Raw genomic sequence first — 25,028 nt, forward strand, 5'->3', positions numbered from 1 at the left:
GGCCCGGAGCTTGTTGGTGACGTGTCGCCTCGCGGCCATCGGAATCTTGCCTTCCACATCGGCAAGCCTGCCCCGCCCACCGGGGACTACGCGCTCAAAGAAGCTGAGGCACCGGCCCGACCCCCGCGCTCAAAGAAGCTGAGGCACGTCGAGGGGGAGACGAAGGCCGGGCGGTCGGCCTATACTCCCTACACAGGCGACGCCGGGAGACATCATCACGCGGGACGACCGCCCGGTCAGCCTGGGCATCCACGGGCGGGTGCCCGCGCGCTGGGGGGCGTGAAGTGAGCGCGACGGACGGCAGATGTCATGACCCCTTCACGAATGGATTACCGGCCGGTGGCAGCGCTTGCCGCGGGCGTCCTGTCAGTCACCCTGGTCGGCTGTACACCGGCTCCGCCGCCGGTGGCGTCGCCGCCTTCGACCCCGGCGTCGCCGCCTTCGACCCCGGCGTCGCCGCCTTCGACCCCACCCTCGACGCCTTCGAGCCCGCCCTCGACGACTTCGGGCGGCACGGCGGTGCCGACCGGGGGCCCCACCACGCCGGCTCCGCCGGTCGATCCCCAGTGGGCGGACACCTTCGCTCGGGTGCAGAGCGGGGTGGCACGCATCACGGTGACCGGATGTGACGGGACAGCCAGTGGCACCGGCTTCCTCGTGGGACCCGATCTGCTGATGACCGCGGCCCATGTCGTAGCCGGGCAAGCAGCGATCTCCGTTCGACTGCCCGGCGGACTCACGTCGGCCAAAGTGCTGGGATCGGATGCGAACGACGACCTCGCTCTGCTCCGCCTTGATCGCGCGGTCGACGGCTACCGATTCGCCCTTCAGGGAACGCTACCGCCCGTGGCTGCAGCGGTCGCGGCCGTCGGCTATCCGATCACGTCGGAGTTGAGCTTCACCGCGGGCACCGTCAGCACGGTCAACGCGGAGATCGATTCGGGTGGTGGAGATGTCGTCTCCGGCTTGATCAAGACGGACGCCGCGGTCAACCCCGGCAACAGTGGCGGGCCGCTGATGGACAACCAAGGCCGAGTGGTCGGCGTGATACTGCTCAGGCGAGACTGGGTGAGCGACGACCGGGCTCAGATCGCCGAAGGTACTGCCTACGCCGTCAATTCGCTGCGCGCCATTGCCCGGCTGGCGGAATGGCGGGATCGAGCAGATGCCTTGCCGGCGGCTGTCTGCGCTACGAGTGTCCCGACCGTCTCGCCCGAACTGACCGTCGAAGTGCAGACGTCGGACCCCAACGCTGATTCGATCGCCCAGACACTGCAGACGTACGGTCAGGCGATCAACAGCGGAGCCTACGACGTGGCATTCGACTTCTTCACTCCCGAGACACAGCAGGGGCTGGGTGGACTGGACACGTGGAGGGCCGGCCTGGACAGCGTGTTCTGGCGTTCGGTCTCACTGCAGGAGGTGACCGGCTCGGGGTCGACCTTGAACGCCAGGGCGGCCGTGCGCACGGAGCAGGACGCATCCGTGGGATTCGCGGGTCAGACCTGTTCGGTGTGGACGTTCGACTACACCCTGCAGTGGTCGGGAACCGTGTGGAAGATCGCGAAGGTCGCGGCCGCCGATCCGACCGCCTGCAGCTGAGGACGGCGTCAAGCTTGGCCGGGCATTCGGCCCTACACTGACGCCATGACCGAAACCGGGCCCGGGACCGCCGTCGGCGAGCGCGACCACCGGACCCGGGTGGTGGGGGCCGCGCTGGTGGACGACGTCCGGTGGCCACGGCGGCTGCTCGCGGCCCGGCGCAGTGCGCCGGCGGACCTGGCGGGGCTGTGGGAGTTCCCCGGCGGCAAGGTCGAGCCGGAGGAGGACCACGACGTCGCGCTCGTCCGGGAGCTCGACGAGGAACTGGGCATCACCGCCGTCCTGCACGAGGAACTGCCGGGCCCGCCGGGCGGCTGGCCGCTGTCCGGCACGGCCGTGATGCGGGTCTGGATCGCCACGACGGCCGACCGGCCGCGGGCCCTGCAGGACCACGACGAGCTGCGCTGGGTCGACCTCGACGACCCGGCCGCCGTCATCGCGCTACCGTGGATCCCGGCCGACCTGCCGATCGTGACGGCCCTGCTGGATCGGCTCGCCGCACTCCGCGCGCCGCGGTAGCCGCTGCTCCGGCCGCTGCCCCTGCCCGGGAGTTAGCGACCTTCTCCCGAACGGGTAGGGAAAAGAGCACCCCGTTCGGGAGGAACCCGCTGACTCAGGCCGTGGGCGCACCGAGTGCGGGACGAACCCGCTGACTCAGGCCGTGGGGGCGGACCGGGTGCGGGAGGAACCCGCTAGCTCACGCCGTGGGCGCCCCGGGGTGGGCCTGGCGTCCGTCGCGGCGGGCGCCAGACCTCAGAACAGCGTCTGCTGTGCCGGGTCGGAGGACGCCCCGGCGTCTTGCGGTCGGCGGCTGTCGCCGGTGCCCGCGACAGCCGCCGACTCGGGCTCGTCCCGGAAGAACCGGGCGGACGAGCCCAGACCGTGTCGGCGCCGGAAGTAGCGGAGCCGCCCGGCCAGCCAGGTGGTGTAGTCCTTCGACGCGTAGGTGCCGCCGCCGTAGAGCCGGCGGTACCGGCCGACCAGGTGCGGATGCTCCGCGGCGAGCCAGCTGAACCACCACTCCCGGGCGCCGGGGCGCAGGTGCAGCGCCCCGGCGGTGACCCCCGTGGCGCCCGCAGCGCCGAGTGCGCCGAACAACCCGTCCAACGCCTCGTCCGTGTCGGTCAGCCAGGGCAGGATCGGCATCGCCATCACCCCGCACGGCAGCCCGGCGTCGACCAGTCGGCGGATCAGGTCGAGCCGGGCCGCCGGCGTCGGCGTGCCCGGCTCCACCCGGCGCTGCAGCTGCGGGTCGACCATCGCCAGGGAGATGCCCACCCCGATCGGCACGTCCCGGCTCGCGGCGGTCAGCAGCGGCAGGTCCCGGGCCAGGAGCGTGCCCTTGGTCAGGATCGAGAACGGCGTGCCGGACCCGGCGAGTTCGCCGATGATCCCCGGCAGCAACCGGTAGCGGCCCTCCGCTCGCTGGTAGGGGTCGGTGTTCGTACCGAGGGCGACGTGCGGCCGTGACCAGGAGCGGCGTCGCACCTCTGCCCGCAGCACCTCCACGGCGTTGACCTTGACGACGAGCTGGCTGTCGAAGTCAGGCCCGGCGTCCAGGTCCAGGTAGGTGTGGGTCTTCCGGGCGAAGCAGTACACGCAGGCGTGCGAACAGCCCCGGTACGGGTTGATGGTCCAGGAGAACGGCATCGCCGACGTCGCCGGCACGTGGTTGAGCAGGCTCTTCGCGTGCACCTCGTGGAACGTGATGCCCGCGAACTCGGGAGTGCGCACCGTCCGCTGCAGTCCCGCGAGCCGCAGCAAGGGCGCAGCGACCGGGCCGGTGGAGGGGGCGCCGACGTCCCCCTGATCCGTGGTGTCGGCGGCGGCCGTCTCCGCCGCGATCGTCTGTCCCTCCCAGCGCATACCGCCATTCGAACACACATTCGAAGCAGGGGCAAGGCGACGACGGGTGACGTTAATGGGTCGACATGAGCCTAGGCCATGTGCCGCGGCGCCGAGCGATGGAGAAGGTCGAAGGTCTCCCAGCTTCGTTCCACTGCCATGAGGCTCGCTCGGGTTCGGCTACTGCACGTTCAACCTGTCCGCACCACCCCCTTCCGTACCTCAGCGCCGGCGCGCCCGAAGCGGGCGTACCGGGCGCTCCCGGTAGCCGCCGATGGCCAGCCCGGCGCGCCGCTCGAAGACGTTCCGCGATGCCGGGTCCCCGGTGCGCAGCAGCGACCACGCGGCCGCGAGCCCGTACGCCGGCAGGAACGGCAGCCCGAGCAGGGCCGCGTACTGGGTGGCGTGCGCCGCCTCGTGTTTGATCAGGTCCGGGGACAGGGCGGCGGTCAGCGGCTGAGTCCCGGGGGCGCGGCCGCGCACGAGCACGACGTTCCCGACCGTGAAGGCGCCGGCCACCGGCAGCGGCGGCCGGTAGCCGGTGCCCACGTACAGGCCGTGCGGGCCGCGCCGGACCGGCGTGCGGGTGACCGCGGCGATGCCCAGGCCCAGCGCCGTGGACAGGTTCACCCAGTTCGCCGCGCGCCGCAGCCGCTCACCGCGCGTCAGCAGGCCGACGTCTTCGTTCCCGGCTCTGCTCATGCGCGCCATCCTAGAACCGTCCGTCCCCTGTCCGGACGCCCCCGCCCCGCCACCCCGTCGACTGGTCGGTTGTCGGGTGTTCTGAGCACCCCGGGACGCGAAAACACGCGGCAAGTGACCAGTCGGCCGGGGGAGGCGGGCCTGGGTAAGGATCGGGGAGGCGGGCTTGGTGAGGAGTCGGAGCTGGGGGAGGCCGCCGGTGGAGGAGTGAGCGTTGCCGCCGGGAGGTCACGGTCCACGGCACCGGGCCGACCGGGCCGTAGACTGGTCCGGGCCTTCGCCGCGGTTCGGCGGGCGCTGTGATCCCGCTGTGCGTGGGACGACGGCGCCCCGGCACCGCGGTGCGGGCGAAACCGATCCCTCCACGGAGAACGCCGAGGACATCACCGATCATGCCTGAGACCACCACCGACGCGACCTCCCCGGCCGCTCCCACCCCCGATCCCACGGATCCGGCCGCCGTCGACGCCGTCGTCGCCGCCGCGCTCGCCGCCGTCGCCGCCGCCGCTGACCTGGACGAGCTGAAAGCGGCCCGGATCGCGCACACGGGGGAGCGGTCCCCCCTGGCGCTGGCCAACCGGAGCATCGGGTCGCTGCCCAAGGCCGACAAGGCCGCCGCCGGCAAGCTCATCGGACCCGCCCGCGGCCGGGTGGCCAAGGTCATCGCCGACCGCACCACCGTGCTGGAGGCCGAGCGGGAGGAGCGGATCCTGGTCGAGGAGGCCGTGGACGTCACCGCCGCCCCGCGCCGGCGCCGGGCCGGTGGCCGGCACCCCATCTCCACCCAGATCGAGCAGGTGTGCGACATCTTCGTCGGCATGGGCTGGGAGATCGCCGAAGGCCCCGAGGTCGAGTCCGCGTGGTTCAACTTCGACGCCCTGAACTTCGCCCCGGACCACCCGGCGCGCGAGATGCAGGACACCTTCTTCGTCGACCCGCCCGAGGCCAATCTGGTGCTCCGCACCCACACCTCCCCGGTCCAGGTCCGCTCCATGCTGCAGCGGGACCTGCCGCTGTACGTCCTGTGCCCCGGTCGGGTGTACCGCACCGATGAGCTGGACGCCACCCACACGCCCGTGTTCCACCAGTTCGAGGGGCTGGCGATCGACAAGGGTCTGTCCATGGCGGACCTGAAGGGCACCCTCGAACACTTCGCCCGGCAGATGTTCGGGGCCGAGGCGCGGATCCGGCTGCGCCCGGCCTTCTTCCCGTTCACCGAGCCCAGCGCCGAGATGGACGTGTGGCACCCCGGCGCCAAGGGCGGCCCCCGGTGGATCGAATGGGGCGGCTGCGGCGTCGTCAACCCCAATGTGCTGCGCGCCGCCGGCATCGACCCGGACGAGTACTCCGGCTTCGCCTTCGGCATGGGCATCGAGCGGGCCCTGATGTTCCGCAACCAGGTGCCCGACATGCACGACATGATCGAGGGCGACGTCCGGTTCAGCGAGCACTTCGGGATGGAGATCTGATGCGCATTCCCCTGTCATGGCTGCGTGAGTACGCCGACGTCCCCGCCGGGGCCACCGCCGAGGACGTGATGGCCGACCTGGTCACCGTCGGGCTCGAGGAGGAGGACGTCCACCGCCCCTCCGACGACCTGCACGGCCCCGTCGTCGTCGGCCAGGTGCTGTCCGCGCAGAAGGAGCCGCAGACCAACGGCAAGACGATCAACTGGTGCCAGGTGCGGGTCGCGCCCGAGGGGCAGCGGGCCACCGACGGCGGCGACGACGTGCGCGGCATCGTGTGCGGCGCCCACAACTTCGTGCCCGGCGACAAGGTCGTCGTCACCCTGCCCGGCGCGGTACTGCCCGGCGACTTCCGAATCGCCGCCCGCAAGACCTACGGGCACGTCTCCGACGGGATGATCGCCTCGGTGCGGGAACTCGGCATCGGGGAGGACCACGACGGCATCCTCGTCCTCTCCTCCCTCGGGCTGGATCCCGAGGTGGGCGAGAACGCGCTGGCCCTGCTGGGAGTCACCGACGAGGCCGCCGAGATCAACGTGACCCCGGACCGCGGCTACTGCTTCTCCATCCGCGGCGTGGCCCGCGAGTACGCGCACGCCACCGGTACCGGCTTCACCGACCCGGCCACCCTGCCGGTCCCCCCGACGCGAGTGGGCGGCGGCGTCGGGGTGCACCTGGCCGACGACGCCCCGATCCACGGGGCGCCCGGCGCCCGCCGGTTCCTCACCCGCCGCGTCACCGGGATCGACCCGACCCGGCCCACCCCGCCGTGGCTGGCCTCCCGCTTGCGGCTGTGCGGCGTGCGGTCCATCTCGCTGCCCGTCGACATCGCCAACTACGTGATGTTCGAGCTCGGCCAGCCCATCCACACCTACGACGCCGACGCCGTCACCGGCGACATCACGGTCCGCCGGGCGCGCACGGGGGAGACCCTGCGCACCCTCGACGACAAGGAACGCACCCTCGACCCGGAGGACCTGCTGATCACCGACGAGTCCGGCCCGATCGGCCTGGCCGGGGTGATGGGCGGGGCGTCCACCGAGTGCTCGGGCGCCACGGTGAACGTCCTGGTGGAGGCCGCGTGCTTCGACCCGGTGAGCATCGCCCGTACCCGCCGTCGGCACAAGCTGCCCTCCGAGGCGGCCAAGCGGTTCGAGCGCGGCGTCGACCCGGAGGTGGCCGCGGCCGCCGCCCAGCGCGTCGTCGACCTGCTCGTCGACCTGGCCGGCGGCACCGACACCAGTGAGTTGACCGACGAGCGGATCCCGGTGGAGGCCACGGAGATCTTCCTGCCCCGCGGGTTCGTCGACCGGCTGATCGGCCGGACCTACGACGACGCCGTCGTCACCGGCCGACTGACCGAGCTCGGCGCGATCGTGACCGACGACGACGCGCACGGCGTCGCCGGCTGGCGGGTGCTGCCCCCGACGTGGCGGCCCGACCTGACCATCCCGGCCGACCTGGCCGAGGAGGTGGCCCGGCTCGACGGGTACGAGAACATCCCGTCCCGGCTGCCCGTCGCACCCCCGGGCCGCGGTTTCACCCGGGTGCAGCAGCAGCGACGCCGGCTCGCCACCTCGCTGGCCGCCGCCGGCCTGACCGAGGTGCTCAGCTACCCGTTCGTCACCGAGCGCGCGAACGCGACGTTCGGGGTGCCCGTCGCCGGTGAGCACCGGGAGGCCGTCAAACTGGCGAACCCGATCAGCGCCGAGCAGGCGTGGCTGCGCACCTCGATGCTGCCCGGGCTGCTGGACACCGCCCGGCGCAACGTCTCCCGCGGCTTCCGCGACCTCGCCCTGTTCGAGACCGGCACCGTGTTCCTGCCCGAGGGCCGGCACGGCTCCGCCAGTGTCCCCCCGATCGGGGCGCTACCGGAGCCGACGGTGCTGGCCGAGCTCGACGCGGGCCTGCCCGCCCAGCCGGCGCACCTCGGCGTCGTGCTCACCGGGCACGAGCCGGGCACCGGCAGGAACGCCCGCGTGCGCGACTGGGCCGACGCCCTGGACGCCGCCCTGCTCGCCGCGCAGGTGCTCGGCGTGCAGCTGACCGTGGCCACCGGGCGCCACCAGGCGTTCCACCCCGGCCGGACCGCCGCGCTGAGCCTGCCCGACGGCACGCCGGTCGGCTGGGCGGGGGAGCTGCACCCGCAACTGCTGGCCGCCTCCGACCTGCCGGCGCGGACGGCCGCCGCCGAGGTGGACCTCGATGCGCTGTACGCCGCGGCCCCGGCGACCATCACCGCGGCGCCGATCTCCACCTACCCGATGGCCACGCAGGACGTCGCGCTGGTCGTCGACGAGGCGGTCACCGCCGACCAGCTGCGGGAGGCCCTGACCGAGGGCGCCGGGGACCTGCTCGAATCGATCGACCTGTTCGACGTCTACACCGGCGAGGCGCTGGGCCAGGGAAAGAAGTCCCTGGCGTTCACCCTGCGCTTCCGCGCCCCGGACCGGACGCTGACCGCCGACGAGGCGTCCGCCGCCCGGTCGGGCGCCGTCGCCGTCGCCGTCGAGCGGCACGGGGCGGCCCAGCGCTGAGCCGGCGCTTACCACGGGAGAAGGCCAGGGGATGAGTGGGGCTCAGGCGACCTGGTCGTCGACGATCATGGAGCGGTTGCGGCCCTGCGCCTTGGCGGCGTACAGCGCCCTGTCCGCCCGGCCGATCAGTTCGGTCAGCGACGTGGTCCCGGCCGAGGTGTCGGCGATGCCGAAGCTCGCCGTCGCCACCCGGCCGGTACCGCGCAACGGGCCCGTCCCCGCGAGCACCACGTTGATCCGGTCGGCGACGCGGACCGCCTCCGCCGCGTTGGAGGAGGGCAGCAGCATGATGAACTCCTCCCCGCCGTAGCGGCCGACGAGGTCGGACGAGCGGACCGTGAGCCGGCAGGCGTCACCGAACGCCTGCAGCACGGCGTCCCCGGTGAGATGACCGAACTCGTCGTTGATCGCCTTGAACCGGTCCAGGTCCGACATCACGACGGAGACCACGGTGTTGCTGTCCCGGGACCGGCGCAGCAGCGATTCGGCGCGCTCGAGGAAGCGGGTGCGGTTGAGCAGACCGGTCAGCCCGTCCAGCGTGGCCTGCTCCCGCAGCACGGCGGTGCGCTGGGTGTTGTTCAGCTCCGTCATCACCCAGGTCGCCGAGACGAGCAGCACGATCGCCACCAGGAAGGACACCCCGGTGCCGAAGACGGCGAGGAAGAGCGGGTCGGTGGGGCCGAGCAGCACCACACCGACGGCGCGCAGCAGGTAGTAGCCGGCGGCCAGGGTGGAGACGACCGCGAAGGACCGGATCTCCCGCCACGTGGCCGTGTGCCGGATGCGCAGTTCGACGGCGGCGCCGGCGATGCCCAGGCCCATCGCGGTCAGCCACACGAACTGGCCGATGGCCGCTTCCCCGACGCTGCGGCCGAACAGGGAGAAGAACGTGGTGACCAGGCCCACGACCGGCAGCGGCCAGATCACGGCGGGCCGCCCGCGCAGGCAGCGGGTGCCGATCCACATGCAGCCCGACGCGACGGCCATCACGCCGGCGCCGGTCGCGACGAGCCAGGCGACGTTCTGGAGGTCACCGATCGCGTAGCTGACGGAGGCCACACAGAACCCGGCCACGGACGCGCACCACCACCGGGCGACGTCGGTGCGGGTACGGCGGTAGGAGTCGACGTAGAAGATCACGAGCTTGGCGAACGAGAGGACCGCGAGCACCACGAGCACCGTCGTCTTGTCCAGCAGCATGAGACCTCCACTGGCGGCCGCCCAGAACCACCCTCTCCCCAGCGGCCGATACCGATGGCCGGTGACCGATTGTCGCAGACGAGAGCCGACTCACCAAGCGCGAAACGCCGTCGTCGCACGCCAGCGGTCCTGCCGTTCGCAGGTCCTCCCGCACGATATGCTCCACGGGGTACGGCGAGGGCCTCCCGGGCGCGACCGCGCGGGACGGCCGACCGGGCGCTGAGAGAGAACGAGGTGGACGATGGCGGAGCGTGCCGTGGACGGCACCGGGCCCGACGCCGACATCACCCGCCTGGACTTCGACGACGACGGGGTGCTGCACCTGGTGTGGCGGGACGGCGTCGCGATCGACGGCGTCCGTGCCCGGCGGGCGATGGACCGGGTGAACGAGCGGTGCGGCGTCCGGCCGGCGCCGTTGATGATCCACATGGCGGGCACGGCCTCCGTGGACCGCGCGGCCCGTCAGGTCTTCACCCAGCGCTGCGCGGCCACGGCGATCGCCCTGCTGGGTGCGTCCGCCGTCGACCGTGTCCTGGCCAACTTCTTCCTGGGCGTCAACGCCGCGCCCTGCCCCACCCGCTTCTTCCGGGCACGGGAGCAGGCGCAGGTCTGGCTGCTCGAGGTGGCACCGACGACGGGCCCCGATCATGACGGGTGACCCGGGCAGCGGCCGTCTCGACGCGCTGATCGACGGCCTGATCCGGATCTCCTCCGGCGACCTCGCGACCCGGCTGCCCGTCTCCGACGCCCGCGACGAGATCGACGCGCTCACGGCCGGCATCAACCTGCTCGCCGAGGAACTGCAATCCATGTACGGGGACCTCGAGAACCGGGTGGCGGAGCGCACCGTCGAGTTGCAGCGCGCCCGCGCCGAGCTGCAGCGCCTGGTCGACACCGACGACCTGACCGGCCTGGCCAGCCGCAGGCTGCTGCTCGAGCGGCTCGGCGAGGCGGTGCACGGAGCCCCGTCCCCCGACCCGGCCCTCGTCGTCCTCGACCTGGACGATTTCCGCCTGATCAACGACAGCTTGGGCCACTCGGTCGGCGACGCCGTGCTGCTGCACGTCGCCAGCCGGCTGCGGGGCGTCATCGAGCCCGGTCAGTTGATCTCCCGGCTCGGTGGGGACGAGTTCGCCATCCTGGTCCCGTCGGGCGGCATCGACGCGGGCCTGGCGACCGCCCACCGCGCCCTGGACGTGTTGGAGGAGCGGGTGATGATCGGGCCGCTCAACGTCGGGGTGGACGCCACCGCCGGGCTGTGCGTCGGCGGCCCGGGCACCGCCGTGGAGGACATGCTCCGGGACGCCGACACGGCCATGAACCAGGCCAAGACGGAGGGCAAGGGCCGGGTCTCGGTGTTCACGCCGTCGATGCACCGGGCGGCGCGCGAACGGATGAACTTGGTCTCCGAATTGCGCCGGGCACTGGCTCTGGACGAGCTGGAGGCGTTCTACCAGCCCATCGTGGATCTGCGCACGGACCGCGTCGCCGGGGCCGAGGCCCTGGTGCGCTGGCGGCACCCCGTACGCGGCCTGCTGGCGCCCGACACCTTCCTCGACGCCGCGGAGGAGGGCGGTCTGATGGTCGAACTCGGACGGTGGATGCTCGCCACCGTGATCGGCCAGATCGGACGGTGGACGCGAGAGCTGACCCTGCCGGACAGCTTCCGTGTGCACGTGAACATCTCGCCGTCGGAGCTGCGCCACGGTGATCTCGCCGGGTACGCCACCGCCCTGCTCCGGCAGGAGGGTGTTCCCGGCGCCCGGCTGACCCTCGAGATCACCGAGGCGCTGCTGGTGACCCGTGACCACGTCGTGGACGAGAACATGGCGGCCCTGCGCGCCATCGGGATCCCGCTGGAGATCGACGACTTCGGCACCGGGTATTCCTCGATCAGCTACCTGCAGTCCATCCCGGCGCAGAACGCGAAGATCGACCGCTCCCTCACGCAGGAGCTGCTGAGCCAGGACCGGCAGTGCCGGTTCGTCGGCGCGATCCTCGACCTGATCCACACCGCCGGGATGGGCGCCGTCGCCGAGGGCGTGGAGGAGCGCGCCCAGGCGGACGTGCTGCGCAGCCTCCACTGTGAGTACGCGCAGGGCTACTACTTCAGCCGGCCGGTGCCGGCCGAGACGATGCGCGGGTTCCTGACGGGCAGCCGGCAGCTCCCCGGCACCGCCGACGACGTCCGCTGGGCCTGACCGGCGTGAACGTCTCGGACCGGTTGCGGCTGGTCGCACGCATCGTCCGCCTGCGCCCGCGTGCGCCTCGTGACCGGGTCACCGCCTGGAGCCAGTTCTGGACCGGGGTCGCCGGCGGACGGCTCACCGAACCGGTGCTCTGGGAGGGCCGGGTCGACGCCGAGGCGGTCGAGCACGAGCGCAGGGTCGCGCCCTGGTTCACACCGGGACCGGTCGTCCTCGACGTCGGCTGCGGAACCGGCTGGTTGACCGCCGCGCTGGCCCGGAGCCGCGGCGTCGCCGTGGGCGTCGACGTGGCGCCCGACGCCGTGGCGCTCGCCCGCCGGTCCCATCCCGGGGCCGCCCGCTTCGAGGTGGCGGACCTGACCGACCTGCCGACCGCGGCCCGGCTGCACGGCGACCTCGGGGACTGCCACGTCGTCGTCCGCGGCGTCCTGCACGTCCTGCCCGCCGACCAGCGGCGCGCCCTCGCCCGTGCCGTCCGCGTCCTGCTGGGCGACCGCGGCCGGCTGTACCTGGTGGAGACCAACGTCGGGGGCGGCAACCTGGACTACCTCGCCGCGGCCGGCGCGGACGCCGCCGGGATCCCGGGGCCCCTCGCGCAGGCCATCCAGACCCTGCCCCGGCCCGGCCACTTCGGCCCGCAGGAACGCGCCGCCCTGTTCCCGGCGACCCACTGGGACCTGCTCGCCGACGGCGCCGGCCGGCTGGGACTGGCCAGCGGACCGGACGTGGCCGCCTACTGGGCGGTCCTGCAGCCACACCGTTGAACCAGCCCGGCCGACGTGGTGACGTCAGCCGGTGTGCCACTCCTCCTCGTCCAGGCAGGTGATGCCTTCCGCCGTCAGGGGACCAGCAGCACCTTGCCCGTCGTCCGGCGGCCCTGCAGGTCCGTGTGCGCCCGCCCGGCGTCGGCCAGGGGGTAGCGGGCGCCGATCCGCACGTCGAGCTTCCCGTCGGCGACCAGGCCGAACAGGTCGGCCATCCGGGATCGGCGCTCCTCGGCCGTGGTGGTGTAGTGCATCATCGTCGGCCGGGTCAGGTAGAGGGACCCGCCGCTGTTCAGTCGCTGCGGGTCGAACGGGGGCACGGGGCCCGACGCGCCGCCGAACAGCACCATCAGGCCACGCATCCGCAGGCTGGCCAGGGAGTCGTCGAACGTGTCCTTCCCGACCCCGTCGTAGACGACGTCCACCCCGCGACCGTCGGTCAACTCACGCACCCGGTCCCTGAAGCCGTCGTACCGCAGCACCTCGTCCGCGCCGGCACCCGCGGCGAGCTTCTCCTTCTCGTCCGTCGAGACGGTGGTGATCACCCGTGCCCCGGCGGCCTTGAGCAGCTGGATCAGCAGCAGCCCGACCCCACCGGCGCCGGCATGGACGAGCGCCGTCTCACCCGGCTGGACGTCCTTGACCGCGTGGGTCAGCATGTGCGCGGTCATGCCCTGCAGGGGCAGAGCGGCGGCCGTCTCGTCGTCGATGCCGTCCGGCACCGGCACCAGCGCGTCGGCGTCGACGGCGGTGTACTGCGCGTAGCCCCGGGACCCGTGTGCGGTGGCCACCCGGTCACCGACCGCGAAACCGTCGACACCGGCTCCGAGGGCGACGACGGTGCCGGCGAACTCCGCGCCGGGCGTGAACGGGAAGTCGACGTCGTAGACGCCGGATCGCTGATACGTCTCGATGAAGTTGACCCCGGTCGCGGCGACCCGGACGAGGACCTGGCCGGTGCCCGGCTGCGGGACGTCGACGGTGGCCGGGTGCAGCACCTCGGGACCACCGGCCTGCTGGACGACGATCGCGTCCGCGGTCGCCGGGATCTCCATGCTCGGGTTCTGCTGTTCGCTCATGCCGTGCTCCTCTGCCGGGGATGGAACCTCCCGCCATCGTAGGCACACGCGCGCGCCGACCCGGTGAGAGGAGCCGGCCTGACCCGTCGGACTGACGCCGGCGGCTCGCTCGCATCCCCGGAGCGACGGAGCAGCGGAAGTGCATAACTATCCTACTCACTGCATAACTTTGCTGTATGCTGGCGGGCATGTCGTTCTCCGTCGCCGTGTCGGGAGCCACCGGGTACGCCGGGGGCGAGGTCCTGCGCCTGCTCGCCGGTCATCCGGAGGCCCGCATCGGCGCCGTGACCGCGCACAGCAGCGCCGGTACCCGCCTCGGTGTCCTGGCCCCGCACCTGCACGGCCTCGCGGATCGGATCGTCGAGGAGACGACGGTCGAGAACCTGTCCGGGCACGACGTCGTCGTCCTCGCCCTGCCGCACGGGGCCAGCGGACCCGTCGCCGCCCAGTTGCCGGCCGAGACCCTGGTGATCGACGCCGGCGCCGACCATCGGCTCACCGATCCCGCCGCCTGGGAACGGTTCTACGGCACCGAACACGCCGGCAGCTGGCCGTACGGGCTGCCCGAACTGCCCGGTGCGCGGGAGCAACTGCGCGGCGCCCGGCGCATCGCCGTGCCCGGCTGCTACCCGACCAGTGCCCTGTTGGCCCTGGTGCCGGGTTTCGCACCCGGGCCCGGTTCCGACGGCGGGCTGCTCGAGCCCGACGACGTCGTCATCGTCGCCGCCTCCGGCACGTCGGGGGCGGGGAAATCCGTCAAACCCCATCTGCTCGGCGCCGAGGTGATGGGCTCGATGAGCCCGTACGGGGTCGGGGGCGGCCACCGGCACACCCCCGAGATCGAGCAGGGCCTCTCCCGCGCCGCCGGCACGGCCGTGCAGGTCTCCTTCACGCCGACCCTGGCGCCGATGCCGCGCGGCATCCTCGCCACCGCCACCGCCCGGCTGGCCGCCGGCGTCGACGCCGACGCGATCCGGGACGCCTGGGACGCGTACTACACCGACGAGCCGTTCGTGCACCTGCTGCCCGAGGGACAGTGGCCCACCACCGGCTCCGTGCTCGGCTCCAACCACGCCGTCCTGCAGCTGGCCGTCGACGAGCACGCCGGCCGGGTCGTCGTCTGCTGCGCGATCGACAACCTCACCAAGGGCACCGCCGGTGGCGCGATCCAGTCCATGAACCTGGCCCTCGGCCTGCCGGAGACGATGGGCCTCGACCTGCAGGGAGTCGCCCCGTGACCAGCGTCAGCGCAAACGGCAGCACCATCGGCGTCACCACCCCGGTCGGTTTCCGGGCCGCGGGCGTCACCGCCGGGCTGAAGGCCTCCGGCAAGCGCGACGTCGCGCTCGTCGTCAACGACGGTCCGAAGCACGCCGCCGCCGCCGTGTTCACGGCCAACCGGGTGGCCGCCGCACCCGTGCTCTGGTCCCGCCAGGCGATCAGCGACGGTCGGGCGGACGCCGTGCTGCTCAACTCCGGCGGCGCCAATGCGTGCACCGGGCCCGAGGGTTTCACCAACGCCCACACCAGCGCCGAGCAGGTCGCCACCGCGCTCGGGATCGCCGCCGGTGACGTGCTGGTCTGCTCCACCGGGCTGATCGGGGTGCCGCTGCCGATGCCGCAGCTCGGTGCGGGGATCACCACCGCCGTGGGAGCCCTGACCGTCGACGGCGGACCCGCGGCGGCCGAGGCGATCATGACGACCGACACCGTGCCCAAGCAGGCTGGCCACGTCAGCGAGGACGGCTGGTCGATCGGCGGGATGGCCAAGGGCGCCGGCATGCTCGCCCCGGGCCTGGCCACCATGCTCGTCGTCCTCACCACCGACGCGGACCTGCCCGCCGACGCCCTCGACACCGCGCTGCGCGCCGCGACCCGGGTGACCTTCGACCGGGCCGACTCCGACGGCTGCATGTCGACCAACGACACGGTCGCCCTGCTGGCCTCCGGTGCCAGCGGTCAGGTTCCCGACGCCGACGTGTTCACGGCCGCGCTCACCGGGGTGTGCGCCACCCTGGCGCGGGCGCTGATCGCCGACGCCGAGGGCGCCGGCCACGAGATCGCCGTCCGGACCGTGAACGCCGCCACCGAGGACGACGCCGTCGAGGTCAGCCGTGCCGTCGCCCGGTCCACCCTGTTCAAGACCGCCATCTTCGGGCAGGACCCGAACTGGGGCCGCGTCCTCGCCGCCGTGGGTACCACCCGCGCCGCGTATCTGCCGGACGACCTGAACGTGACGATCAACGGCGTGCAGGTGTGCCGGAACTGCGGGATCGGAGAGCCGCGGGAGGCCGTGGACCTGTCCGGCCGGCAGGTCGACGTCGAGATCGACCTGGGTGCCGGCACCGCGACCGCGACGGTGCTGACCAACGACCTCACCCACGACTACGTGCACGAGAACAGTGCCTACTCCAGTTGAGGACGCCGTGAACGCCGCCCCCGTTCCTGCCGCTCCGGACACCGCTGCCGCTCCGGACACCGCTGCCGCGAAGGCGGCCACCCTGATCGAGGCGCTGCCCTGGATCCAGCGCTTCGCCGGGGCCCGCGTCGTGCTCAAGTACGGCGGGAACGCGATGGTCGACGACGACCTGCGCCGCGCCTTCGCCGCCGACGTCGTCTTCCTGGCGCACGTCGGGCTGAAACCGGTCGTCGTCCACGGCGGTGGCCCCCAGATCAACGCCATGCTCGGCGCGCTCGGCATCGCCTCCGAGTTCCGCGGCGGGCTGCGGGTGACCACCGAGGAGACCATGGACGTCGTCCGGATGGTCCTCACCGGGCAGGTCGGCCGCGAGCTGGTCGGCCTGATCAACCAGCACGGACCGTACGCGGTCGGCCTGTCGGGGGAGGACGCCGGCACCCTGACCGCCACCCGCACCGGCGCCGTCGTCGACGGCGAAGAGGTCGACCTGGGCCTGGTCGGGGAGGTCAGCGGCGTGCGCCCGGCGAACATCGAGAGTCTGCTGGCCGCCGGCCGGATCCCCGTCATCTCCTCGGTGGCGCCCGAGGTCGACGCCGAGGGTGCGCCCACCGGGCAGGTGCTCAACGTCAACGCGGACACCGCCGCGGCCGCCGTCGCGGTCGCCCTCGGCGCCGAGAAGCTGGTCCTGCTCACCGACGTGGAGGGCCTGTACGCCGACTGGCCGGACCGCTCCTCCCTGATCTCGGCGCTGTCCGCCGACCGGCTCCGGACCATGCTGCCCACCCTGCAGTCCGGGATGATCCCGAAGATGACGGCCGCGCTCGCCGCCGTCGACGGCGGGGTGCCCGCCGCCCACGTCGTGGACGGCCGCAACCCTCACAGCATGCTGCTGGAGATCTTCACCGACGAGGGCATCGGCACCCTCGTGACGGCGGCCGGACCCGCGACACCCACCGCGATCCCGACCGCAACCCCCACCACGCCGCCCACCGGAAAGGAGCAGTCGTGAGCACCACCCCGACGCCCGCGGACGGCGCCCCGGGCGGCAACCCGGCCACCGGCATCCAGCCCGGCGCCGTGCCCGGCGATCCGTCCGGCACCGTGGCCAGTAGCCTGCCGACTGCGCTGTCTGGCGCGCTGCCCTCGAGCAGCGGCGTGGGCGGTGCCGCGTGGCTGCAGCGCTACACGGGGGCCCTGCTCAACGTGTTCGGCGCCCCGCAGCGGGTGCTCGTGCGCGGCTCCGGCAGCCGGGTATGGGACGCCGACGGCGTCGAGTACCTCGACCTGCTCGGCGGCATCGCCGTCAACGTGCTCGGCCACGCCCACCCGCTGCTGACCAGCGTCATCGCCAGCCAGCAGGCCACCCTGGGGCACATCTCGAACTTCTTCACCAGCCCGGCCCAGGTGGCCCTCGCCGAACGGCTGCTCGCGCTCGCCGGCGCTCCCGCGGGGTCACGGGTCTTCTTCGCCAACTCCGGCACGGAGGCCGTCGAGGCGGCCCTCAAACTCGCCCGCCGTGCCGGCAACAGCGCCGACCCGGTTCGGCCCACCGTCGTCGCTCTGGAACAGGGCTTCCACGGTCGCACCATGGGAGCGCTCAGCCTCACCCACAAGGCCGCGTACCGGGAGCCGTTCGCCCCGCTGCCCGGCGGTGTCGAGCACATCCCGGCCGGCGACCTCGCCGCCCTGCGCGCGGCGATCACCGACCGGACCGCCGCGCTCGTGCTCGAGCCCATCCAGGGCGAGGCCGGGGTGCTTCCGCTGCCCGCCGGCTATCTGCGGGAGGCCCGGCGGCTGACCCGGGAGGCCGGTGCCCTGCTCATCCTCGACGAGGTGCAGACCGGCGTCGGACGCACCGGACGCTGGTTCGCCTTCCAGCACGAGCCGGATCTGCTGCCCGACGCCGTCACCCTGGCCAAGGGTCTCGGCGGGGGCTTCCCGATCGGTGCGCTGATCACCTTCGGGTCGGTCGTCTCCGACCTGCTCGGTCCCGGCCAGCACGGCAGCACCTTCGGTGGCAACCCCGTGGCGACCGCTGCCGGCCTGGCGACCCTGCACGTGATCGAGGCCGACGACCTGCTCGGCAACGCCGCGCGCGTCGGGGCGCGCCTGCGCGCCGGCCTGGCCCGGGTCCCGGGCGTGACCGCGGTGCGCGGACAGGGCCTGCTGATCGGCTTCGACCTGGCCGACGCCCCGGACAGCGCTCCGGACACCCACCCGGACACCGCGCCGTCGTCCGACCCGGCGACCCCGCTCGCGCCCGCCGCCGTCACCGCCGCACTGGAGGCCGGGTTCGTCCTCAACGCCCCCGGGCCCCGCACGCTCCGGCTCGCCCCGCCGCTGCTGCTCACGGCGGAGGAGGCGGACGGCTTCCTCGCGGCCCTGCCCGGCATCCTCGCCACGGCCCGCGCCGCGACCGGCACCGGCAGCATGCCCACCGACCGACTCCGCCCCGCGCAGGAGGAGCATCCATGACCCGGCACTTCCTCACCGATCTCGACCTCAGCCCCGCCGAACAGGCCGAGGTGCTCGACCTGGCCGCCGCGATGAAAGCCGACCGGTACGGGTACCGCACTTATGCGGGGCCTCAGGGGACCGGGTCGAAGACGGTGGCGATCATCTTCGACAAGACCTCCACCCGGACGCGCGTCTCCTTCGCCGCCGGCGTCGCGGACCTGGGCGGCAACCCGCTGATCATCAACCCGGGGGAGTCCCAGCTCGGGCACAAGGAATCCGTGGCGGACACCGTCCGTGTGCTCGAACGGATGGTGCACACCGTCGTGTGGCGGACGTACGCGCAGGCCGGCCTGGCGGAGATGGCCCGGTACAGCTCCGTGCCGGTGATCAACGCCCTCAGTGACGACTACCACCCGTGCCAGCTGCTCGCCGACCTGCTCACCGTCCGGGAGCACCACGGCCGCACCGCGGGCCTGACCCTCGCCTACCTCGGTGACGCCGCCAACAACATGGCCAACTCCTACCTGCTGGCCGGGGTGACCGCCGGGATGCACGTGCGGGTCGCCGGCCCGGACGGGTTCCTGCCGGGCGAGACCGTCGTCGCCGCCGCCCGGGAGCGGGCGCAGGCCACCGGCGGCTCCGTGCTGGTGACGACGTCGGCCGCCGACGCGCTCGACGGCGCCGACGTCCTCGCCACCGACACCTGGGTCTCGATGGGTCAGGAGGACGAGAAGTCCGACCGCGCCGAGGTGTTCCGGCCGTACGCGATCGACGAGGCGGCGCTGGCGACGGCGGCGCCGGGGGCCATCGTGCTGCACTGCCTGCCGGCGTACCGCGGCCAGGAGATCAGCGCCGGCGTCATCGACGGGCCGCAGTCCGTCGTGTGGGACGAGGCGGAGAACCGGCTGCACGCGCAGAAGGCGATCATGCACTGGCTGATGGACGCCTCCGGGCTGTTGGCCGAACCCGGCGAACCGTCCCCGAGCGGGCGACGCGCATGACCGCGGCCACCGACGGCGCCCGGTCCCGGCCCACCACGAAGACCGCCCGGCAGGCCCGGATCACCGCCCTGCTGGCGGGATCGGCGGTGCGCTCGCAGGCCGAGCTGGCGCAGCGGCTGGCCGACGACGGCCTCGCGGTCACCCAGGCCACCCTGTCCCGGGACCTCGTCGAACTCGGCGCGGTCCGGGTGCGCGGGGCCGACGGCGGTCTCGTCTACGCGGTGCCGGCCGTGGGCGCGGATCGGACGCCGCGCAGCGCCGTGGACCAGGAACTGCTCGACGCGCGGCTGGCCCGGCTGTGCGAGGAGCTGCTGGTCACCGCCGAGGCGTCGGCGAACCTCGTCGTGCTGCGCACCCCGCCCGGGGCGGCCCAGTTCCTCGCCTCCGCCATCGACCACTCGGTGTTCCCGGCCGTGCTCGGCACCATCGCCGGGGACGACACCGTGCTGCTCGTCTGCCGGGAGCCCGACGGCGGCCCGGATGTGGCCGCGCGGTTCCTCGCCCTCGCGTCCGACGGCTGACCCGACTCGACCGGACCGGTCCGGCGCGTCGCAGCGCGTCATCCACGTGGACTCGTTCACCTGGACGAATCCATGTGGATGGTCAGTGCCGTGGGTCAGAGCCCGCGTGAACGCCGGTGCGGCAGGTCAGCCAGCGTCGCCCCCGGCCCGCAGCAGCTGCGTCATCGCGGGCAGCTGGAAGTACTCGGCGACGGAGACGGGCGTCTGGCGGCCTCCCTCGGGATCGGCGCCCGCCGCGAGCAGGGCCCGGACGATGGTCTCGTTCTGCCGGAACACCGCGGCGGCCAGGGCCGTCTGACCCATGTCGTTGACCCGTTCGGTCTCCGCGCCACGGCCCAGCAGCGCCGCCACGGTGTCGGCCTGCTGGTGATATGCGGCGAGGATGAGCAGGGTGTCGCCCTTCGCGTTCGTCAGGTTCACCGGCAGCCCCGCGTCGACGAACGCCGTCAGCCGCTCGGTCCCGCCGTCGCGGGCGAGGTCGAACATGGAGTTCAGCAGGTCCACCTCCTGACTCGTCAGGTCGGCGCCGGTCGGATCGGTGCTGGCCGGGTCTGTGCTGGTCGGGTCGGTGTTGGTCAGTTCCTCGCTCACGGTGCTCCTGCTCCTTTCAGTGGGTCCTGCCTCCGGTGGCCAGGTCTCAGGTTACTGGCGCCCGTGTGTGGCCATCACCTCCGCTGCTGGCCCCTGAGGTTACCGGCCGGTATTGTGACCGGCACAACACCGCAGCAGCTTCGCCGGCTCGGGTCGGCGAGAACGGACGACCATGACCAACCTTGCCTCGATCCTGCTCGACTCGGCGACCGAGCACGCCGACGCCACGGCGCTCAAGCTCGACGACACGGTACTGACCTATGCGGCGCTCGAGCGGCTCTCCGGGGCCGTCGCCGCACAGCTGACCGCGGACGGCGTGCAGCCGGGGGACCGGGTCGCCCTGATCAGCCCGAACGTGCCCCAGATGCCGGTCGTCTACTACGGCATCCTCCGGGCCGGCGCCGTCGTCGTCCCCCTCAACCCGCTGCTGACCGCGCGGGAGATCGAATACCACCTCACCGACTCCGGTGCCGAGCGGGTGTGGGTGTGGGAGGGCATGGTCGACGCCGCCCGGACCGCCGCCGGCGCCACGGGTGCGAGCGTGACCGTGATCGACTCCGGGCCGTTCCTGGCCTCCCTCGCGCAGACGGAGCCGACGCCGGGTCTGGTCGAGCGCGACGACGCGGACACCGCCGTCATCCTCTACACGTCCGGCACCACGGGCCGGCCCAAGGGCGCGGAGCTGACGCACGCCAACCTGCGCAAGAACGCGCTCATGTCCACGGGCTTGTTCGCGCTCGGCGCCGACGACGTCCTGTTCGGCGGGCTGCCGTTCTTCCACGTGTTCGGCCAGACCAGCGCCCTGAACGCGGCGATCGCGCAGGGCGGGGCGATCACCTTGCTGCCCCGGTTCGACCCGGCCGCGGCCAAGCGGATCATCGAGCGGGACAAGGTCACCATCTTCCTCGGCGTCCCGACCATGTACATCGCCCTGCTGCGCGACCCCAGTCCGGTCGACGCCTCCAGCCTGCGGGTCGCCGTCTCCGGTGGGGCGCCGTTGCCGGTGGAGGTGTTGCACGAGTTCGAGCGCGTGTACAAGGCCACGCTGCTGGAGGGGTACGGGCTGTCGGAGACGTCCCCAGCCGTCTCGTTCAACCAGCTGGACGGGCCCCGCAAGGCCGGGTCGATCGGCACGCCGGTGCCGGACGCCCAGCTGCGGGTGGACGACGGCGACGGCGGTGAGGCGGCCGACGACGCCGTCGGGGAGCTGCTCGTCGCCGGGCCGTTCGTGATGAAGGGCTACTGGAAGAACCCGGACGCGACCGGGGCCGCGATCGTCGACGGCTGGTTCCACACCGGTGACCTGGCCCGCCGCGACGCCGACGGCGTGTACTTCATCGTGGACCGGAAGAAGGACATGATCCTGCGCGGCGGGTACAACGTCTATCCGCGCGAGGTCGAGGAGGTGCTGTACGAGCACCCGGCGGTCGCCGAGGCGGCGGTGATCGGCATCCCCGACGACCTCAACGGGCAGGAGGTGGCCGCCGTCGTCGCCCTCAAGGCCGAGCATCGGGGCGACGACCCGGACCGGCTGGTCGAGGAACTGATTGCCTGGGCGAAGGAGCGGCTGGCGGCGTACAAGTATCCGCGGCGGATCGGCCTGGTCGATGCCCTGCCGAAGGGGCCGACCGGCAAGGTCCTCAAGCGGGAGATCAGCCTGGACGGGTGAGGCGGGGTGAGGGGCGTCCGGTCCTGGCGCCGAGGGGCCGGACGCCGGAGTCGGCTGCCGCCCCCCGGCGTGTCCCGGGACCGGGCCTGCGCACCGATCCCGGCCGCGGTGTCGGCCGCCGGCGGGAGAGCGTCATCGTGAAGACGCCGTCGTGACGCTGGGCGAGCGCCGAACGCGGGTCGTCCGGGCCAGTGCCGCACGGACGTGGACCGTCGTCGAGGGCGTCGGCGGCCCGGCCGGGTGGTACGCGTTCACCCGACTCTGGCGCTTCCGGGCAGCGCTGGACCGGCTGGCCGGCGGGCCCGGGATGCGCGGTCGGCCCGACCGGCCGTTGCGCGCCGGCGACGTCGTCGACTTCTGGGTCGTCGAGGCGATCGACCCGGGCCGCTCGCTGACCCTGCGAGCCCAGATGCGGATGCCGGGAACCGCCCGGATGACGCTGACGGTCACGCCGTGCGAGGCGGGAGTCGTGCGGCACCCGTCGGCGTCCGACTCCACGGACACCGCGTCGACCGTCGGCTGCCACCTGACGCAGGTCATCACCTTCGCGCCCCGCGGCGTCGCCGGCCGGCTCTACTGGTACACGCAGCTGCCGGCGCACCGCGTCGTCTTCGCGGCGATGCTGCGCGGCATGGCCCGCGCCGCCGAGCGAGGCTGATCTGTCGGCTCTGACCCGGCTGCCTTACGCGGGCGGGTCCTGACGGACTGACCATCGCCGTGACGCTGTGCTCGGACGTCCGGGATAGCACGCACCTCTGCCGCACGTTGACTATCGAATTTCGGGGCAGAAATTGCCCGGGAGAGCCCCGAAATTCAATAGTCAACGCGGGACCGGGACGCAACGCGGAACCGGGACGCAACGCGGGACCGGGAGTCAACGCGGGACCGGGACGCGTCACGCTCCCGCCAGCGGCGTGACGGTCCGCTCCTCCGGGTCCCACCGGCGCAGCCCCAGCAACGACGGCGCCGCCTCGGGCACCAGGGGCAGCACGCCCAGCGCGTCGCCGACCCGGACCGGATCCAGCCGCCGGCACAGGGTGACGTGCGGCACCCAGGCGCGATGCGGGTCGGCGGCGACGTCGACGGCTTCCTCCTGCAGGCCGTGCACGACGTCGGTCAGTGCCCGGTCCACCTCGATCAGCCGGGCCAGCACCAGTCGGCGGGCGCCGAACAGCACCAGGCCGCCCCACCGCACCGGCAGGGGCAGCAGCGGCGCGAGACGGCGCACCGCCTCGTCCTGCAGTCGGGCCGGCACCGATGTCGCGGCGATCACGGTCACGTGCGGCCGGTTGCTTGCGGAGCGGTGCGCTCCGGCGGACGGGAGGTCGGCGCCCAGCAGGGCGTCCCAGTCGGAGCGGACGGCGTCGTCGGCGTCGGGATCCAGGGTGAACTCGATCGAGTGTGCTGGCATCTCAGTCCGCCAGGTACGGTTGCGCGCGCTCGCGGTGCCCGGCCAGGGTGTTCTCGTCCATCCCCTCCAGATGCCGCAGCACCATCACCGAGCGGTGGTTGGAGGCGAAGGTGTCCCGGTGGTCGGCGACGAACGACCAGTACAGCCCGTCCCAGTCGGCCCGCCAGTCGCCGGGCCCGAAGTCGGACATCGTGGTCAGGTAGTGGCTGCCGGAGACGTACGGCTTGGTGGTGATCGCGTTGCCGGCGGCGTACTGGCTCATAGCGTGCACGTTGGGCACCATCACCCAGTCGTACGCATCCACGAACAGGGCCATGAACCACTCGTACACGTCCACCGGGTCGGTACGCAGCAGGCACATGGCGTTGCCCAGCACCATCAGTCGTTCGATATGGTGTGCCCAGCCGCGCTCCAGGACGCCTCCGATCACGTGGTCGACCGGCTCCAACCCCGTGGTTCCGGTCCACCAACCCGGATCCAGCGAGCGGGTGTGGCCCAGCGCGTTCGCCGTGCGCATGCTCCGCCCCCAGCGGCGGTAGGTGGCGCGCATGTACTCGCGCCAGCCGATCAGTTGCCGGACGAAACCCTCCAGCGAGGCCAGCGGGACGGCGTCGTCGTGCCCGGCTTCGAGCACCCGTTCGAGCACGTCCGCGGGGTCGAGCAGCCCGCTGTTCAGGCCCGGGCTCATCGCCGCGTGATACAGGAACGGGTGGTCGCGGGCGATGGCATCCTCGTAGGGGCCGAACTGCGGCAGTCGCTGCTCGAGGAACTCGTCCAGCATGGCTTCGGCCTCGTCATGGCTGGTGGGCCAGGCAAAGGACTCCGCGCTGCCCGGCGCGTCCGGGAACTCGTCGGCGACCCAGGCGATCGCCGCGGTCACCGCGGGATGCCGCTCCGGCCAGCTCACGCCGGGCACGACGTGGCCGCGGGGCAGCTTGCGCCGGTTCTCCGGGTCGAAGGACCACCTCCCACCGACGGGGTCCTGCCCGTCGACCAGAACGTCGAGGCGGCGCCGCTGCCACGTGTAGAACGCCTGCATCCGCGCCCGGTGGCCACCGGCGAACCAGTCGTCGATCTGCGCCCGGGTGGTCAGGAAGTTCGGAGTCTCCAGCACGTCGCCGGGGCCGAGCGGGTGGCCGGCCTCGGCCAGCGACGCCACGCAGGACCGGGAGAGCCAGTCGTCGACGACGTCGTACACCGTCACCCGGGACGGGGCCAGCGCCCGGATCGTCCGGGTCAGCCGGGGAGCGGTCGGCGCCTGCACGTCGGTCCGCAGGATCTCGACGTCGAACCCGGCGTCCCGCAGCCGCTCGGCGAACCGGTCCATGCTCGCGCGGTGCAGGACCAGTTTCTGCGCATGGAACGGCAACTGCCGGAAGTAGAGGTCGTCCTCGACCAGGAGCATGACGGTGCCGGGCTCCGCGGCCAGGTGCGCGGTGAACAGTTGGTGCGGGTAGATCAGCCGCACGTGGGGGGATGTCCTGCTCATCGGTGCCTCGCCGTGAGCCCACGGCGCACGACCGAGCCCGAGCGATTCTCATCGCCGGTGGCGCCGGC

23 protein-coding genes are annotated in these 25,028 nt (G+C 72.8%); 15 read left to right on the forward strand and 8 right to left on the reverse strand.

The genetic code is table 11. The features are described from left to right. Nucleotides 1-329: 329 nt before the first annotated feature. Nucleotides 330-614 carry a hypothetical protein gene (locus BKD30_RS16000; RefSeq protein ID WP_218189318.1) on the reverse strand — a complete coding sequence of 95 codons (285 nt, stop codon included), beginning with the start codon at nt 612-614 and terminating at the stop codon, nt 330-332. A gap of 1 nt (nt 615) precedes the next feature. On the opposite strand from BKD30_RS16000, the gene BKD30_RS14850 reads away from it, so the two are divergent. After that, the gene (locus BKD30_RS14850) at nt 616-1,602 is read left to right on the forward strand and encodes a trypsin-like peptidase domain-containing protein (RefSeq protein ID WP_268874391.1); all 987 of its coding nucleotides are present in this window, start codon (nt 616-618) and stop codon (nt 1,600-1,602) included. 45 nt (nt 1,603-1,647) lie between these two features. After that, nucleotides 1,648-2,121, forward strand: a complete 474-nt coding sequence (locus tag BKD30_RS14855) for a (deoxy)nucleoside triphosphate pyrophosphohydrolase (RefSeq protein WP_076705847.1) — start codon at nt 1,648-1,650, stop codon at nt 2,119-2,121. Nucleotides 2,122-2,355: 234 nt separating this feature from the next. Here the strand turns inward: BKD30_RS14855 and BKD30_RS14860 are convergent, their stop codons facing one another. After that, on the reverse strand, nt 2,356-3,468 hold the full coding sequence (locus BKD30_RS14860) for an Rv2578c family radical SAM protein (protein ID WP_076705849.1): 1,113 nt from the start codon (nt 3,466-3,468) through the stop codon (nt 2,356-2,358). 201 nt (nt 3,469-3,669) lie between these two features. After that, the gene (locus tag BKD30_RS14865) at nt 3,670-4,149 is read right to left on the reverse strand and encodes a hypothetical protein (RefSeq protein WP_235861731.1); all 480 of its coding nucleotides are present in this window, start codon (nt 4,147-4,149) and stop codon (nt 3,670-3,672) included. Between the two features lie 392 nt (nt 4,150-4,541). On the opposite strand from BKD30_RS14865, the gene pheS reads away from it, so the two are divergent. Together pheS and pheT are read left to right on the forward strand one after the other, a co-directional pair. Next, nucleotides 4,542-5,618, forward strand: a complete 1,077-nt coding sequence (pheS, locus tag BKD30_RS14870; protein ID WP_076705851.1) for a phenylalanine--tRNA ligase subunit alpha — start codon at nt 4,542-4,544, stop codon at nt 5,616-5,618. Next, nucleotides 5,618-8,152, forward strand: coding sequence for a phenylalanine--tRNA ligase subunit beta (gene pheT / locus BKD30_RS14875; RefSeq protein ID WP_076705853.1), 2,535 nt, complete (start codon nt 5,618-5,620; stop codon nt 8,150-8,152). Before pheS ends, pheT begins: the two co-directional genes overlap by 1 nt. A 42-nt stretch (nt 8,153-8,194) precedes the next feature. Here pheT and BKD30_RS14880 read toward each other — a convergent pair whose 3' ends face one another. Then, entirely contained in the window at nt 8,195-9,352 is a 1,158-nt protein-coding gene (locus BKD30_RS14880; RefSeq protein ID WP_076705855.1) for a GGDEF domain-containing protein, read from the reverse strand. A 241-nt stretch (nt 9,353-9,593) separates the two neighbouring features. Here BKD30_RS14880 and BKD30_RS14885 point away from each other — a divergent pair, with 241 nt between their 5' ends. Genes BKD30_RS14885 through BKD30_RS14895 form a run of 3 tightly spaced genes read left to right on the forward strand, consistent with a single transcriptional unit; the run spans nt 9,594 to nt 12,323 of the window. Next, complete coding sequence (locus BKD30_RS14885) at nt 9,594-10,010, forward strand: DUF7793 family protein (protein ID WP_076705857.1); 417 nt, start codon at nt 9,594-9,596, stop codon at nt 10,008-10,010. After that, entirely contained in the window at nt 10,000-11,553 is a 1,554-nt protein-coding gene (locus BKD30_RS14890) for a putative bifunctional diguanylate cyclase/phosphodiesterase (protein ID WP_076705859.1), read from the forward strand. Before BKD30_RS14885 ends, BKD30_RS14890 begins: the two co-directional genes overlap by 11 nt. A gap of 5 nt (nt 11,554-11,558) precedes the next feature. Then, nucleotides 11,559-12,323: a class I SAM-dependent methyltransferase gene (locus BKD30_RS14895; protein WP_159440592.1), complete on the forward strand. Its 765-nt coding sequence runs from the start codon at nt 11,559-11,561 to the stop codon at nt 12,321-12,323. A 74-nt stretch (nt 12,324-12,397) separates the two neighbouring features. Here BKD30_RS14895 and BKD30_RS14900 read toward each other — a convergent pair whose 3' ends face one another. Continuing rightward, on the reverse strand, nt 12,398-13,402 hold the full coding sequence (locus tag BKD30_RS14900) for a quinone oxidoreductase family protein (protein WP_235861732.1): 1,005 nt from the start codon (nt 13,400-13,402) through the stop codon (nt 12,398-12,400). Between the two features lie 188 nt (nt 13,403-13,590). Here BKD30_RS14900 and argC point away from each other — a divergent pair, with 188 nt between their 5' ends. From argC to BKD30_RS14930, 6 genes are all read left to right on the forward strand, one after another. Then, nucleotides 13,591-14,640 (forward strand): N-acetyl-gamma-glutamyl-phosphate reductase, encoded by a 1,050-nt coding sequence (argC, locus tag BKD30_RS14905; RefSeq protein ID WP_076705889.1) that lies wholly within the window; start codon nt 13,591-13,593, stop codon nt 14,638-14,640. Beyond that, the gene (gene argJ / locus BKD30_RS14910) at nt 14,637-15,821 is read left to right on the forward strand and encodes a bifunctional glutamate N-acetyltransferase/amino-acid acetyltransferase ArgJ (protein WP_408033389.1); all 1,185 of its coding nucleotides are present in this window, start codon (nt 14,637-14,639) and stop codon (nt 15,819-15,821) included. The genes argC and argJ overlap by 4 nt, the downstream gene beginning before the upstream one ends. Nucleotides 15,822-15,828: 7 nt before the next feature. Beyond that, complete coding sequence (argB, locus tag BKD30_RS14915; RefSeq protein ID WP_076705863.1) at nt 15,829-16,830, forward strand: acetylglutamate kinase; 1,002 nt, start codon at nt 15,829-15,831, stop codon at nt 16,828-16,830. Between the two features lie 92 nt (nt 16,831-16,922). Next, nucleotides 16,923-18,296, forward strand: a complete 1,374-nt coding sequence (locus BKD30_RS14920; RefSeq protein WP_173893162.1) for an acetylornithine transaminase — start codon at nt 16,923-16,925, stop codon at nt 18,294-18,296. Beyond that, complete coding sequence (argF, locus tag BKD30_RS14925; RefSeq protein ID WP_076705865.1) at nt 18,293-19,279, forward strand: ornithine carbamoyltransferase; 987 nt, start codon at nt 18,293-18,295, stop codon at nt 19,277-19,279. The genes BKD30_RS14920 and argF overlap by 4 nt, the downstream gene beginning before the upstream one ends. Further along, nucleotides 19,276-19,800, forward strand: a complete 525-nt coding sequence (locus BKD30_RS14930) for an arginine repressor (RefSeq protein ID WP_076705867.1) — start codon at nt 19,276-19,278, stop codon at nt 19,798-19,800. The genes argF and BKD30_RS14930 overlap by 4 nt, the downstream gene beginning before the upstream one ends. A gap of 126 nt (nt 19,801-19,926) precedes the next feature. On the opposite strand, the gene BKD30_RS14935 is transcribed toward BKD30_RS14930, so the two are convergent. After that, complete coding sequence (locus BKD30_RS14935; RefSeq protein WP_235861733.1) at nt 19,927-20,391, reverse strand: ankyrin repeat domain-containing protein; 465 nt, start codon at nt 20,389-20,391, stop codon at nt 19,927-19,929. Between the two features lie 172 nt (nt 20,392-20,563). Here BKD30_RS14935 and BKD30_RS14940 point away from each other — a divergent pair, with 172 nt between their 5' ends. Both BKD30_RS14940 and BKD30_RS14945 read left to right on the forward strand, forming a co-directional pair. Further along, entirely contained in the window at nt 20,564-22,060 is a 1,497-nt protein-coding gene (locus tag BKD30_RS14940; protein WP_076705869.1) for a long-chain-fatty-acid--CoA ligase, read from the forward strand. A 151-nt stretch (nt 22,061-22,211) separates the two neighbouring features. Next, nucleotides 22,212-22,718 (forward strand): DUF2867 domain-containing protein, encoded by a 507-nt coding sequence (locus BKD30_RS14945; RefSeq protein ID WP_076705871.1) that lies wholly within the window; start codon nt 22,212-22,214, stop codon nt 22,716-22,718. A 237-nt stretch (nt 22,719-22,955) separates the two neighbouring features. Here the strand turns inward: BKD30_RS14945 and BKD30_RS14950 are convergent, their stop codons facing one another. Together BKD30_RS14950 and BKD30_RS14955 are read right to left on the reverse strand one after the other, a co-directional pair. Next, nucleotides 22,956-23,471: a 2'-5' RNA ligase family protein gene (locus BKD30_RS14950; protein WP_076705873.1), complete on the reverse strand. Its 516-nt coding sequence runs from the start codon at nt 23,469-23,471 to the stop codon at nt 22,956-22,958. Between the two features lies 1 nt (nt 23,472). Continuing rightward, the gene (locus BKD30_RS14955; protein ID WP_076705875.1) at nt 23,473-24,960 is read right to left on the reverse strand and encodes a cryptochrome/photolyase family protein; all 1,488 of its coding nucleotides are present in this window, start codon (nt 24,958-24,960) and stop codon (nt 23,473-23,475) included. Nucleotides 24,961-25,028: the final 68 nt, after the last annotated feature.

Source organism: Tersicoccus phoenicis (assembly GCF_001968835.1).
Classification (GTDB): domain Bacteria; phylum Actinomycetota; class Actinomycetes; order Actinomycetales; family Micrococcaceae; genus Tersicoccus; species Tersicoccus phoenicis.

Coding starts and splice junctions, on each gene's coding strand:
- BKD30_RS14855 (WP_076705847.1), top strand. CDS start 1,648: ATGACCGAAACCGGGCCCGGGACCGCCGTCGGCGAGCGCGACCACCGG.
- BKD30_RS14860 (WP_076705849.1), bottom strand. CDS start 3,468: ATGCGCTGGGAGGGACAGACGATCGCGGCGGAGACGGCCGCCGCCGAC.
- BKD30_RS14865 (WP_235861731.1), bottom strand. CDS start 4,149: ATGAGCAGAGCCGGGAACGAAGACGTCGGCCTGCTGACGCGCGGTGAG.
- pheS (WP_076705851.1), top strand. CDS start 4,542: ATGCCTGAGACCACCACCGACGCGACCTCCCCGGCCGCTCCCACCCCC.
- pheT (WP_076705853.1), top strand. CDS start 5,618: ATGCGCATTCCCCTGTCATGGCTGCGTGAGTACGCCGACGTCCCCGCC.
- BKD30_RS14880 (WP_076705855.1), bottom strand. CDS start 9,352: ATGCTGCTGGACAAGACGACGGTGCTCGTGGTGCTCGCGGTCCTCTCG.
- BKD30_RS14885 (WP_076705857.1), top strand. CDS start 9,594: ATGGCGGAGCGTGCCGTGGACGGCACCGGGCCCGACGCCGACATCACC.
- BKD30_RS14890 (WP_076705859.1), top strand. CDS start 10,000: ATGACGGGTGACCCGGGCAGCGGCCGTCTCGACGCGCTGATCGACGGC.
- BKD30_RS14900 (WP_235861732.1), bottom strand. CDS start 13,402: ATGAGCGAACAGCAGAACCCGAGCATGGAGATCCCGGCGACCGCGGAC.
- argC (WP_076705889.1), top strand. CDS start 13,591: ATGTCGTTCTCCGTCGCCGTGTCGGGAGCCACCGGGTACGCCGGGGGC.
- argF (WP_076705865.1), top strand. CDS start 18,293: ATGACCCGGCACTTCCTCACCGATCTCGACCTCAGCCCCGCCGAACAG.
- BKD30_RS14930 (WP_076705867.1), top strand. CDS start 19,276: ATGACCGCGGCCACCGACGGCGCCCGGTCCCGGCCCACCACGAAGACC.
- BKD30_RS14940 (WP_076705869.1), top strand. CDS start 20,564: ATGACCAACCTTGCCTCGATCCTGCTCGACTCGGCGACCGAGCACGCC.
- BKD30_RS14950 (WP_076705873.1), bottom strand. CDS start 23,471: ATGCCAGCACACTCGATCGAGTTCACCCTGGATCCCGACGCCGACGAC.
- BKD30_RS14955 (WP_076705875.1), bottom strand. CDS start 24,960: ATGAGCAGGACATCCCCCCACGTGCGGCTGATCTACCCGCACCAACTG.